The organism is Corynebacterium sp. NML130628 (assembly GCF_001875665.1).
Classification (GTDB): Bacteria; Actinomycetota; Actinomycetes; order Mycobacteriales; family Mycobacteriaceae; genus Corynebacterium.
This window is the reverse complement of the sequence record NZ_MLAL01000015.1, coordinates 1-11956: the sequence shown is the minus strand read 5'-3', so window position 1 is coordinate 11956 and position 11956 is coordinate 1. Positions and strand designations below refer to the sequence as shown.

Here is an 11956-nt window from a genome sequence, read left to right as displayed (position 1 = left end):
CTACTTAAAAACAATGTTGGGGCTAGAATATCCCAACCGGACCTGTTCGATGACTTCGTCTGCAGCAGCGAAATCATTCGCCCCTTTCAGCTTGACCCACTCTTGATACTGTGCCGAAACTTCCTCAACATTATCATCTGCAATGATCTTGCCTTCGTGGATCCATACTCCCCGGTCGCACATTATCTCCAGCTGTTTCGGTGAATGCGAAACAAGCAAGACGGTACCGGCACTATCAATCAGCGCCTGCATCTTTGCTTCTGCGCGTTGGGCGAACGCAGCATCGCCAGTAGAGAGAGTCTCATCGACGATGAGAATCTCGGGGTTCGTTGCCAGCCCAATGGAGAATCCCAAGCGTGCTCCCTGCCCGGAGGAATACGTGTTCATCGGGCGGTCGATCGCATCTCCGATATCAGCAAGCTCGATGATCCCGGGGAATGCAGCCTCGGTTTCTGCAGGCGTCATCCCCATTGCAAGGCATCCGATCCGAATGTTCTTTGCGCCCGACAGGCGTGGCTGCAACGCCGCACGCACACCCATGAGCGTCGGTTGAGATTTCACCCGTACTTCACCACTCGACGGCCGCTCAGCCCCAGCGATGATCCGCATCATGGTCGATTTGCCCGAGCCGTTTTGGCCGAAGAACCCAACAGACTGGCCTTCACACATCACGAGGTTGATGCCGTCGAGCGCGCGAACTGTGTCCCAACCGAAGCGCTTTTCCTCGGACTTCACTGGATAGTCCATCGTGATGTTTTGAAGCACGATCGAAGGAACCATCGCACTGTCATTGCTATTTGACTGTGACATAGCGCTCTTCCGCCCTCCAGAAGAAAAGGAATCCAACCGCGAAGGTAGCAAACGACCAAATAATGATCGGCCCCCAGAGATCCATCGACGGCACCTGACCATACATGACACAATTACGAGCGGCCATCAGGAACTGGTACCCAGGATTGTTTTCCATGGCGTCTTTCAGCACCGGTTGGTGGACAAAACGTTCAACGGAGAAGAACACACCGGAACTGTAGAACCAGAAACGCTGCCCAAGGCGGAAGATAATCTCTGCGTCCGGATAAAAGGCGGTGACACGCGCAACGATGAACATGATGCCCGTACCGAAAATGTGCGCCAGGAAGAAAAGTGGAATGAGAAAGATGATCGTCCAGTGCAGCGACTCATGGATCTGCGTTAGCAGGGTAAAGACCGTCGCAACTCCCACAGGTAGCATCGTCGAATAGAAAAGCCGCAAGCTCTGCGAAAGCACCAGCGCCGCACGTGGGAACATGAACGACTTGATCAGATTCTGCTGTTTCTTCACCAAATCATTACCGTCAGTGATGTACTTCTGGAAAATCTGGAAAACCGTGACACCCAGCACCACATACCCAGGGAAGTTCTGAATACCGTTACTCGTGCGAATGATTAAACCGAAAATTACGGCGTACATCATCGCGTCAATTAACGGCGAAATGATAAGCCAGACTTTGCCCATCCAGACGTCACGCGGCGTGCGAAACGCCTTCGCTGTTGCATCTGCGTGTAGAAAGTAGCGCCGTTGCCAGATCTCAGCAATGTACTGCCCGATAGGCGGTCGCGCTGAAAGCTTCTTCAACGACGACGTATCCACAACGACAGTGTTGGAAGGCTGGTGACTCTCTTCGTCACTGTTCGTATCAAGACTCATCAACAATCCTTCCACTGGCGGTGCAACAACTTTCCGTCATTCAAAGCCTAATTGTTACAGCTTAGTAAGCACGCGGTAGCAACGCTATTTTGTTCACTGCCGGTATAGCGCGGAGTATTCCTGCGCCACAGCGGACCACGCTCTCGTTCGCGCCCATAATATGCGCTTTTCGTTATGTTCGAGGCTTGCCGCAACGCGGATTCCCTCCGCCAACGACAAAGCACTTTCCGGTGCCACGTACGTTTCTATACCACCGGTCACTTCACGCAGCGCTGGCAGATCAGAAGCAACAACAGGGATATCGAGAGCCTGTGCCATCACCGACTTAATAGGAGTCACGTTCCTACACACGACAATGTCCTTGCGTGGCACTACAAACACGTCGAGCGCCCCGTACCATTTGTGAATGCTGTTCGCTGGCTGTCGGCCGACGAAACGCGCTCGCTGTTCAATGCCGAGCGCTTGGGCATGTTTCTTCAGCCCCTCCAGGGCTACCCCATCCCCCACTACGACGCCACAGAAAGACTCATCGAGATCTGTGAGTGCCTCGAGGAAGTACTCCAGGCCTTCGTAGTCGACAACTGCGGTGATGGCTCCCACAAGCGTTTTCCCCTCTGGAAGGCTGAGCTCCCGGCGCAGTTCAAGCTTCGAATCGCGGCGCTGGAACACCTCATCGGGCACGCCGTTCGGCGCGACCACAATCTTTTCCGCACTAATTCCGCGCTCAGTCAGAGACCGTTTTGTAATCTCGCTAAGCACCACCACTGCAGCTGCCTGACGAGCGGCCTCGAGTTCCTGGCGGTGTGCCGCTTGGTAGTACTCGGATTGCTTCGCAGTCTCCCGTTTGTCCGTTGGCTGCCTTGAAAGCCATGTTTGTTCCGGCGCGCCACGCATCTCGTACACCCACGGGATGCCAAGCCGTTTTGCTGCGCGGCTGACGATCAAGGCATTTTCAAAGCCCGTCGTAGTGTGCAGTACTTCCGCACCGAACTTCCCTGCATACCGTACTAGCTGTTTTACAGCTCGATCTTGCTGCGTAAAAAAGGAACCCGATGGCCACAAGGGCAGGATTCGAAAATAATCGACTCCATCTACTTTCTCATGTCCGTTCGCAGCAAGCTTGCCAACGATATTCGGGTATCCATATCGTGTCACGGCTGCTACCTGGATGCCCGCGGACTGCATGCATCGCAGTACCGCATGGCTTCGCAGTGAGTATCCCGCGCTTGTGTGTGGCAACGAGTTGGTCAGGTAGTGAAACACGCGTTCCGCTCCGCGCAGTGGCAAGGACGATTCAATGCCTTGATGTAGTTTCGCCTGCTCAAACTCATAACGTTGGCGTGTCAGCCGGTAACGCCGACTGCCTGAGAGCAAGTCGATGGCTTCCGAGAAATTACCAGATTCGAAAGCATGACGAGCAGCCTTCGCCGTGTCCTGTCGATCGTTGTCTCTGTTCTGAAGCGCCCGACACTGCAGTAGCGGACCCACGATCTGAACGTGCTTAAGCCGTTGCACTACGTTGCGTGCAAACGCATCAGCGTCAGTCCTGCACTGCTGTGCGATAAATCCCGCAGTAAATACGGCTTGGCGCAGATACGAAACTTTGAGCAACGATTTCACGGTACTGCCTTAGTTCGAGAGGGCGTCGAGAAACTTCTGCAGCGCGGCTGGGCTCGCGACGTCTCGTTCGTGAACGACCCACTGAGCCGCATTACTCGGGACTTCCAATTGCTCCCGATTGTGAGCCAGCCGTACCCAGAGCTGTGACAGCGCCTGTGGGTCCTCGGCGGGCACTGTGTGCCCCGCGTGCAGCTGTTCAATCAAGCGAGCAGGTTCACCCTCTACTGCCCCACTGATATGGATCCCGGCTTCCATGAGCTCGTACGTTTTCGAAGGTACTGCGCGCTGTAGTGGTGCCCAATCAGCAAGATGTACCAATGCGGTATCAGCCCATGCGTAGTACTGCTCAAGCGCATCTGCTGAGGTTCTAGGCAAAATCTCGATATCGGTGTCAAGTTCCCGTGCTTGGTTTTGCAGAGCTTCCTTGGTCACTCCAGCGCCGATGAGCTTCAAGTGCACATCGACGCCTTGTCGGTGGGCTATCTCTGCTGCCTCGATCGCATTACCAAGTTTCTGGGCTCGGCCTAACGTTCCGGCGTACAACACGTTGAGGTACGGGCAGTCACTCTCCACATGATGCACAGGGGTTGCATGTTTCCTCGAATATGCGCTTTTTACTGGAAACACATTTCGCACGGTACAAACGTTCACCGGAACGCCTGTCCCTCTGTGAGCTAGCTTTTTCTGAAGCTGTTCCCCCAAATCGTCAGCGGTAACAATCACTCCGGCAGCGTTTCGCAACGACTTCTTCAACAGGTGCGAGACGATGGCGATCACAACCTGCTTTGGCCCCTTACCAAAGATTCGTTCCCGCCACGAAGATTCACCCAGTCCAGAGTTCCAGTCATTCGAGTACTTCAACAAGTCCGGCCAGGCATCCCGCAGATCAATCACATACGGCACTCCAAGCAGCTTCGCGGCAAGCGGAGTAATGAATGCCGTAGGCAGCGCAGGAACCGTACCAATGATGAGATCAGGCGTCGCTTCCTCCGTCTTATCGCGCTGTTTGGCGACTGTCAGCAGCGTCGAGAGCGCAACAAATCCTTGGTTCAAAGCCTTCGCTGTCAGTCCTGACCCACCGGTTAGATACTGCGTACGGAAGATCCGCTCCCCCGATGGGCCCCACTCAACTTTGTTCACTCCTCGAATGCGGCGCCGCGTGCTCACTCTTGCATCCTTGGCGCGTTCTGCCCAATCATTCACACGATTGTAATGCGGAGGAGGCGCGATGACACTGACGGAATGCCCCTGCTCGTGCAGCATTTCAGTGAGCCACGTCCACCTCCGCTGTGGGACCCCATTTTCTGGCGCCCAATAATGCGATAGCACCAAAATACGAGCCAACTTCATTCCCTTCTCACAGAGTGCACCAACAGTCATCGCAAGATCGGCGTGTGCCTTGGCTTCCAGGATAACGGTTAGCTTTCTTAAAACCTTAATTGTGGCAGTACTGAAGCAAGATCGTAATTCTCTGTACTATGGCACCCATGATTCAATTCGTTGTCGGAGCAGCCGCCGGGTACGTGTTCGGCACGAAAGCCGGGCGCAAGCGCTATCACCAGATTGTCAATGCCACGCAAAAGGCGGTGAACTCACCGGTAGCCAAACAGGTGGTGACCTCCACCCGTAAGGCCATCGCGAACAAAATTGATCCGGAACCCCGAATGCGCGAGATCAAGGATTTACGGAGCAAGCGGGAGCGTCAAGACCAAATCTTGGAACCAGATGAGGACTAACTTCGCTATACGTTAAGATAGTTACTCGTGGCTTGCCAACGAGGCCACGATGCCGTCGAGGATGTCTTTCTCACTGATCACAATCGAGTCAAGACCAGTGAGTTCCTCGACGGCTTTCAATATTTCCTCGACGACGGCGGCGCCGGCGGGGATGACGTCGGCACGCCCGGGGTGGATCACCGGGTGATCCTTGCGATCCTGCACGCTCAGCGCCTGGATCTCCGCGATGGTGGCGCGCAGGTCCTCGAAGGAGAGTCGTGAAAGGTGGATGCGGGTTGGGTCGTACTCGGGAAGGTGCTGGGTGAGCGCGGAGAGCGTCGTAAAGGTTCCGGCGCAGCCGACAACCGTGCAGGCCTTCGCCATGTCGACCACCGCCGCCGCGTGCTGGACCTGCTCGCGCGCGTAGTCGCGGGCTGCGCGCAGCTCCTCGAGCGCTGGCGGGTCCGAGCGCAAGAAACGCTCCGTAAGGCGCACGCACCCCATCTGGGTGGAGATGCGGCCCTCGATGGTGTCGCCGTTGCCCACAACGAACTCGGTTGAGCCGCCGCCTAAGTCGATGACGCAGAACGGACCAGCGTCGGCGGGGAGGTCCATCGTGGCGCCGATGAAGGAAAGCTGGGCTTCCTCCTCCCCCGTAATCACCTCGGCCTGTGTGCCGGGCTGGATCTGGCTGAGCAGCTCGCGGGTCATGTCGAAGAAGACGTCGCGGTTGGAGGCGTCGCGAGTCGCAGAGGTGGCGACCATGCGCACACGCTGCACACCCTCGGCAACCATGCGCTCGGTGTAGGCAGCGAGCGCCTTGCGGGTGCGCTCAATCGCCTCCGGGTTGAACGCGCCGGTCTCGTCCACGCCCTGGCCCAAACGCACGATGATGTTGTCGCGACAGACCTCCTCGAACGTGTTCGTGGCGGGGTCGAAACGGGTGATTAGGAGGCGGATGGAGTTCGTGCCGCAGTCGACCGCGGCGAGCGTTAGCTGCTGGCTCATGCGAGGTGCTCCCCCGCCTCAGCGAGCGTAATACCGAGCTGCTCGAGTGTTGGCCAGTCAGCCGGAATCGCGGTGCCGCGCAGGTTGCCGTGCTCAGCAGCGAGCGCCACAGCCTCCGTACCGAAGCGAAAGTGGTCCGAGCCCTCCGCCAACGCGTACGCAATCAGCACGTGTAGGCACTTCACACGATCCGGCATGCCGCCGCCAGAGAAATCCGTGCCCAGATCCTCAATCTCGTTTCGCTTCGCCAAAAAATACTCGTGGGCGCGACGATAGTCCTTCTGCAGGTCCTCGTCCTCGGCTAGGCGGGCCTCCATCCACTTCATCACCTGAGCGCCCTCCAAACGCGAAGCCTCGGCGGTGAGGCGACGGTCCGTCAGATAGTAAAGCGTGGGGAACGGAGTGCCGTCGTCAAGCTTTGGTGCAGTCTTGACCACCGCAGGCTGACCATCGGGCGTGCGGTAGGAAATTTCCAGCACACCGCGAGGCGCGCGGCCGAGCTGCTCCTGAATGATATTGAGATCCTCTTGAGTCGGTTGCATGAGCAACATTGTTCCACACGCGGCGAGCGGAGTGGAACGGTGCGGCGAGATGGGTTGGAAACCCACTTCAGACTGCGTACAGTAATGTTCCGCAGCACCAACCCGAGAAGGATACAGCTGGGTTCCCGAATGGGAGTAGGGCCAAGCGGCTCGAGAATTCTACGGATCGATACGGCACCACCCGGCAAGTTAATGCGCGTCTCACCAGTAGCCGGAACCACATCCGTCAATGGCCCTCCTCAATCATCGGAGTCAACATCGCATAAACATTCGCCGTCTGATCCTCGGACGAAGCTGTCACATGTATCAATGGCGTCGCCCAAGGCACACCAACGGGCTCACTGTGGGCATCCCAGGCCGCCGAATCGCACAGGGCCGATAGCCTCTGCACAAATCATCGCCGCCGTCAACGGCGACTTGCCCCACCTCTGTGGACGCACCAACTGCGAACGACGGTAAACCCACGCAGAGGAGGCCTATCTGCTGATGCATCCAGCTTCAACCGATAATGGTTAACCAAAACCCAACTTACTCATCAGTCAACAAGTACGGCTTCCCCTTATCCTCACGGTCAGGAATGACACAATTCGCCTCAATCCAATCCGCACCCCCACTCCCAACGAACGGAACTCCCACTCAAGCTCTGCTCCACACCCCGGCATCATAGGGGTACGCCCAGTCAGTAACCACCGCGGCGCGGTGCCTTTTCGTCTAGCAGCAGGCAAGTTTTACTGTATTAACCATCGGAGCATTACAGCGCCTCCGCTCAAAGTCCTTTTCAACGTTGGTGCTGGCATTTCGTTTCACCTCCAAACACCAAAATGGCCCCAAAACAGGTTTTGAAACCTGTACACAGCCTTTTCATCTGGCGCGCGGTCAGGGATCTGGTCAGCGTCGGGGTTAGCCTCCGAGGTGTGGTTGGTCACGTCTGCGGCGTGTTAGGAGTTGCATGAGCGGCACAAAACTGCTGATGGTTGTTCGTTCCTGCCGCCGAGTGTGAGTGCGTGGGTGTGTTGGACGGTGAGGCCGGTGGCTTGGTGCGGTTGGCATCGGCAGCCGGAGCAGGTGTTGCCGTAGCGCTTGCGCCATGCTGCGACGACCTGGGCTCGTTTGCGTTGCTCGCTATAATTGCACGCGGCTGCTTTGGTGGGGATACGCTTGCGGTCCTCGCGTTGAGCCAACGCTTGACATGGTGCTTGGCGGCGTCCAAGGTAGCTGACTGAGTCAAGGCATTCTTGTTCGCGGCATAGGAATCGTCCTCGTGCCATTCACATTACCTCCTGTTAGGCATGAGTAAATCCCCTGACCGGAGACCGGTAGGGGATGTCATCGCGTCAATTACATCACATAGTGCGACGGTTGTTTGCTTCTTATGTGTTTTGATTAAGTAACTGCTGCCTAAAGTAGCTTTGCATCACACCCTTGTCGATTACGTCATCCGCCCATGCGCCATCTCGAAGTCCACGTTCGGAACGGGTTGTTGACCAGGGCGTTCCCTGCTTGTGGGTTAGCTCGCTTAGATCAGACCCGCTGAGCGCTCCGTAATTTTGAAGCACTCCATCGATGAGACGCTTTTGATATGCGCCCAATCTGTCGGGGTTTCCTCGCCAGTCGGAGATGAAATACTGCCCGCGATGACGCTGGTAAAGCTCATAACAGACAGGGCCATGTCGCCATGCCTGGAACTCTTCCTGGAATAAGGGCTCGTCAAGGAGGCCTAAAGACCATCCTTGGGAGAAGAATGCCAACTTCTGTAGCTTCATGGTCGTAATCGGATGATTGAAGTACTGCAGCAGATAAGCTGCAACATCATGAACTGATGGATTACACATTTCTACCCCTCTCCCAAGTCATTGGACTCGCGCATCTTCTTTAATTCCAAATATAGCTGCGGAGCAACATCATTGGTATCTTCCCCTCCACGTTTTACAGTCTGAAAACCAACTTCAAACATATGAGCAATGCACAGGAACATATACCGATGATGAAAGTGAAAAGTCTTCTTCTTTGGAAAATCTATGGACAGAACCCCCTTGACTTTTCTTTCATCCCCTTTTTTATTTGAAATCCCCAGTACCGGAATCAGCACAAAAGAACCATACTCATTCAATGGATTAGGGCTGATTGCGCGCATATTTCTCGGAGGTTTCTCGATATTGGAAACTACAATTTCTTTTCCTTTTAACACCTCTTGGACGAATTGGGTTCCTTCCACCGTACTACGGTCAAACATTCGCCTTGGATCTCCCGGGCGCCCTTCAACTTGATCTAGAACAAAAGCGCCTTCTTTTTCATCGTCTTCTTCTTTTTGTATGAACTTGTATACGCACACTCGGGCCCCATTTCCAAGTGCAGAGGCGGATTGAGCGGCGAGCGATTTACGCATCCGCTCGGCGCTTTCTATAGTCATGTCAGAAACGATGTAGTCGTTGAGCGGCTGAATGATTCGAGGCATCGTACCGGTGAATCTTTTGAGGTCATCGTAAGTGCGTGTTGGGCCTTTCCCAAGCTTTTCATAAGCGTAGGGAAGCGCTGCAAACACCAAAAGGGCCGCAAACACGAGGATTCTGAGCGGCCAATTATCCCCGTTGATTGCATCCGGGATGAAAGCACCTGCAAATATCAAACCGATAGCGCTGGCAATCTGGCAACTTACTCGAGCGTAAGATCTCGGTCTTTTGAACCCGTTTTTTGACAAAATGATTCTCCTTGGCGGATGACTGACACACTGTCGGAGAGACGATAACAGTTGCTACTATTTCGGCTTTTCGCAGACTTTATTTTCCCTCGTTCTGCCCACTTACGGAACAGTGCGGGTTTAACATCATATCCTTTTTGTCGGAGTTTATAGCAGATGGTGTGCGCTGTTAGCCACGTCTCTTGTGGCGTGCTGGGGACAGCGAGGATGTGTTTTGCATTGTTGTGATCACGTCCTTACTTCCTGGCACGGGTCGCGTCACTTCCTTGCACGGGTCGCGTCGACATAAAAGAAACTCTCCTACTATCAAGCATCAAGAGAGTTTCTCGAGTATGTAGAGTTCGATTGACCGAACTCATCTTATCAGGACTGCGGGCATTATCGCAGCTGAGCCTCAGGGTGGTGAGCGCTTGGCTCAAGTCCCAAAGCAAGTCAAGCATAAAACGCTGCGCGTGCGCTCGTCCAGTTGCCTCGCATGCTCACCGCCGAATGAGGCAATACAGAGACCTAGAAACCAAGGACCCAGCCGAAGAACTCAGTGAGCTTCGAGCGCTTCTTTCTCTTCGGGAGCGTGAGGTAATCAACCAGCCACTGCTGGTCGATGGGCTGCTGTTTGGGGCGGGGGTTCTCGCTTCGGCGTTGGCCCAGAGGACTGGTACTCATCGGTCGTACTCCTCTCGTTGTTACGGGGAAACGATGCTGATTTCAGGCTACACAGTTCACGTCTTTAGTTGCGCCGCTCGCTTGTTGGAATCTAGCGCGAACGTTAAAGGTGCGATATTTGCCATCATTAGAAGCCGTTTGCCCCACAACTACCGGCTCTAGAAGATTTGTGGAGGTGACAAGGCTCATCCGCGCGCTTGTTTAAATCGTCTGCGGAGAACTATCTGTCCTCAACCTGTGTTCGTCTAGGTGGTAATGGTCCCCTGAGCCGAATAAGATGAACGTTAAATATTTCGGCAAGTCATTGGGAGGTCGAGCTGATGCGACTATCTGTAGAACAGATCGCCAGTGGGTTCAGAGTTGACCAATGCGCACTGCAGCGAGCGATCGAAGAGAAGGTGGTTCAGCTTGATGCTGCGGGAACCTTGAACCTGATGCTTGCCCAGGCACTATCCCGATTTGTTTCAGACGACTTCGAGAAAATGTTTGGATCTGAGGCCACGTTCTTAGGGAGTCAACTTGTGTACTCAGAAGCAATCAGATTCAGCAGTAACAAGATTGCGCGGGCGGGTTGGAGCCTCCTGGGTCCGAATAACCTCGGCATCGTTGCGGGCGGAAGAGAGTTATTCCAAGTAGAGAGCGTCGAGCAGCTTTATGCCGCTGGTGTGATTGAAATTTCTGATGAGATTTCCGACTATGGTTTCGTAGTCCGCAAGAAGAACGTCACCGAAATCCAAGCACTGGCTGATGCCTACATGTTGGGTGACGCACGAGTACAACAGGCAGTGAGAGATCGTCTCTCGGTAGGAACTCGCGTGGTGGCGTAGAGATGGACGTCGACGCGTTTCCCCACGTTACTGAAATCGTTGACGTGCTTGCAGGGGAAGACTGGTTGCTCGTCGGCGGGGCAATGACCCTGCTACATTGCGCTATTCAGAATGTCGAATACGCCCGGCCTACCGTGGACGTCGATATCGTTGTAGATCCTGTCCACGGTTCAACCCTTTTCAAAGTTGCAGAACTACTGGAGAAACGTGGCTATCGCAAACGGGAGCCACTTCGCAAGGATGGGTATTTGCACCAATTTACACGACCGGATGGATTCTCTGTTGATGTAATGGGGAAAGACAGTAGTCGGACGCCTCAACGATGGTTTGGGCAGCGAGTCGTCGAGTGCCCTGGATCTAAATCTGCGTTAGGAAACCTTCACAACGGCGACTGGAAAGAAGTAGTTCAGGTAAATCTTGGCGGCGGGCGTATCGTCCGAATTCCGAACGTTTGGTCAGCATTAGCACTCAAAGGTTGGGCACTAAAACTGCCGAGTCCGAATCGCGAACGACACGTACAAGATTGTCTAGCCCTGTTTGCATGTGCTGCGAAGACCAACCCAAAACGAGCGCTGACTAAATCTGAGCGCGAAGCGGTCAACTTCGTCCTATCTCAAAGCTATCTTGGCGATTTGAATAACTGGACACCGCTAAAGCAAAGCCACCAACTGGAAGCGCTAGCGGAGATCCGTCGCCTTCGCCCACAAGGCGACATTGGCGTGCCCGTGCTACTAAAGCCGCTTTTGCCTGAATCAATGTAATGCCTCAACGAGTCGCTTTTTGTGTTTTGATCGCGGGCGCTGTTTGAAGTGAGCATCTCTGCTTTGGTACTAGGTGTGGTACTAGGTGTCGTGACGTGAGCGCTTAAAAGCGTGCGCTAGATGTTGAGCGATGCAGGTCGCGCTGTTTGGACTAGGTTTGGTGGTTTTCGGCGACCAGCATCGCACTCCTTTAATCCCACGCTATTAATCGGTCGATGGGAACGCTCAGGACGCCGTAGAGATGTCAGCCCCGTGGTTTTCCAAATGGGAGCATGAGGATTGGAGTATTCCTCGAAAAGGGCGAGGAAGGGGCTGCGGATGTTTTGTTGGAGTGCATCTGAGGGACTTTGTCTCGTAGTTATGCACTCAGTGCCTGTCGATGCTCGGCGATGGTCGTATATCCATCACCGAGTGTCGACTTCAACCTTGTATTGA

Annotated in this window: 12 protein-coding genes; 3 read left to right on the top strand and 9 right to left on the bottom strand. The window is 54.6% G+C overall.

Features of this window, described 5'->3' with window-relative positions:
• From BJP07_RS02660 to BJP07_RS02645, 4 genes are all read right to left on the bottom strand, one after another.
• The gene (locus BJP07_RS02660) at positions 1-810 is read right to left on the bottom strand and encodes an ABC transporter ATP-binding protein (protein ID WP_177222502.1); all 810 of its coding nucleotides are present in this window, start codon (positions 808-810) and stop codon (positions 1-3) included.
• Positions 794-1687, bottom strand: a complete 894-nt coding sequence (locus BJP07_RS02655; protein ID WP_071565950.1) for an ABC transporter permease — start codon at positions 1685-1687, stop codon at positions 794-796. Before BJP07_RS02655 ends, BJP07_RS02660 begins: the two co-directional genes overlap by 17 nt.
• 93 nt (positions 1688-1780) lie before the next feature.
• Entirely contained in the window at positions 1781-3307 is a 1527-nt protein-coding gene (locus BJP07_RS02650) for a glycosyltransferase family 4 protein (protein WP_071565949.1), read from the bottom strand.
• 9 nt (positions 3308-3316) lie between these two features.
• On the bottom strand, positions 3317-4657 hold the full coding sequence (locus BJP07_RS02645; protein WP_071565948.1) for a glycosyltransferase family 4 protein: 1341 nt from the start codon (positions 4655-4657) through the stop codon (positions 3317-3319).
• Between the two features lie 137 nt (positions 4658-4794).
• On the opposite strand from BJP07_RS02645, the gene BJP07_RS02640 reads away from it, so the two are divergent.
• Positions 4795-5043, top strand: coding sequence for a hypothetical protein (locus tag BJP07_RS02640; RefSeq protein ID WP_071566003.1), 249 nt, complete (start codon positions 4795-4797; stop codon positions 5041-5043).
• Between the two features lie 21 nt (positions 5044-5064).
• Here BJP07_RS02640 and BJP07_RS02635 read toward each other — a convergent pair whose 3' ends face one another.
• The 5 genes from BJP07_RS02635 to BJP07_RS11175 all read right to left on the bottom strand — a co-directional run bounded on the left by BJP07_RS02635 (position 5065) and on the right by BJP07_RS11175 (position 9933).
• The gene (locus BJP07_RS02635) at positions 5065-6030 is read right to left on the bottom strand and encodes a Ppx/GppA phosphatase family protein (protein WP_071565947.1); all 966 of its coding nucleotides are present in this window, start codon (positions 6028-6030) and stop codon (positions 5065-5067) included.
• Entirely contained in the window at positions 6027-6572 is a 546-nt protein-coding gene (locus tag BJP07_RS02630; protein WP_071565946.1) for a DUF501 domain-containing protein, read from the bottom strand. Before BJP07_RS02630 ends, BJP07_RS02635 begins: the two co-directional genes overlap by 4 nt.
• A 1370-nt stretch (positions 6573-7942) precedes the next feature.
• Positions 7943-8404 (bottom strand): Panacea domain-containing protein, encoded by a 462-nt coding sequence (locus BJP07_RS02625; protein WP_071565945.1) that lies wholly within the window; start codon positions 8402-8404, stop codon positions 7943-7945.
• 2 nt (positions 8405-8406) lie between these two features.
• Positions 8407-9270 (bottom strand): hypothetical protein, encoded by an 864-nt coding sequence (locus BJP07_RS02620; RefSeq protein ID WP_143109648.1) that lies wholly within the window; start codon positions 9268-9270, stop codon positions 8407-8409.
• Between the two features lie 507 nt (positions 9271-9777).
• Complete coding sequence (locus tag BJP07_RS11175; RefSeq protein ID WP_177222501.1) at positions 9778-9933, bottom strand: hypothetical protein; 156 nt, start codon at positions 9931-9933, stop codon at positions 9778-9780.
• A 320-nt stretch (positions 9934-10253) separates the two neighbouring features.
• Here BJP07_RS11175 and BJP07_RS02615 point away from each other — a divergent pair, with 320 nt between their 5' ends.
• A complete protein-coding gene (locus BJP07_RS02615) occupies positions 10254-10760 on the top strand; it encodes a hypothetical protein (RefSeq protein WP_071565943.1) in 507 nt (168 codons plus the stop codon).
• A 2-nt stretch (positions 10761-10762) separates the two neighbouring features.
• Positions 10763-11521 carry a hypothetical protein gene (locus tag BJP07_RS02610; RefSeq protein WP_071565942.1) on the top strand — a complete coding sequence of 253 codons (759 nt, stop codon included), beginning with the start codon at positions 10763-10765 and terminating at the stop codon, positions 11519-11521.
• The last annotated feature ends 435 nt before the right edge of the window (positions 11522-11956 follow it).

Bases quoted from the DNA above. Each gene is read 5' to 3' on its own strand.
- BJP07_RS02660 (WP_177222502.1), bottom strand. From the start codon at position 810: ATGTCACAGTCAAATAGCAATGACAGTGCGATGGTTCCTTCGATCGTG.
- BJP07_RS02655 (WP_071565950.1), bottom strand. From the start codon at position 1,687: ATGAGTCTTGATACGAACAGTGACGAAGAGAGTCACCAGCCTTCCAAC.
- BJP07_RS02645 (WP_071565948.1), bottom strand. From the start codon at position 4,657: ATGAAGTTGGCTCGTATTTTGGTGCTATCGCATTATTGGGCGCCAGAA.
- BJP07_RS02640 (WP_071566003.1), top strand. From the start codon at position 4,795: ATGATTCAATTCGTTGTCGGAGCAGCCGCCGGGTACGTGTTCGGCACG.
- BJP07_RS02635 (WP_071565947.1), bottom strand. From the start codon at position 6,030: ATGAGCCAGCAGCTAACGCTCGCCGCGGTCGACTGCGGCACGAACTCC.
- BJP07_RS02630 (WP_071565946.1), bottom strand. From the start codon at position 6,572: ATGCAACCGACTCAAGAGGATCTCAATATCATTCAGGAGCAGCTCGGC.
- BJP07_RS02625 (WP_071565945.1), bottom strand. From the start codon at position 8,404: ATGTGTAATCCATCAGTTCATGATGTTGCAGCTTATCTGCTGCAGTAC.
- BJP07_RS11175 (WP_177222501.1), bottom strand. From the start codon at position 9,933: ATGAGTACCAGTCCTCTGGGCCAACGCCGAAGCGAGAACCCCCGCCCC.
- BJP07_RS02615 (WP_071565943.1), top strand. From the start codon at position 10,254: ATGCGACTATCTGTAGAACAGATCGCCAGTGGGTTCAGAGTTGACCAA.
- BJP07_RS02610 (WP_071565942.1), top strand. From the start codon at position 10,763: ATGGACGTCGACGCGTTTCCCCACGTTACTGAAATCGTTGACGTGCTT.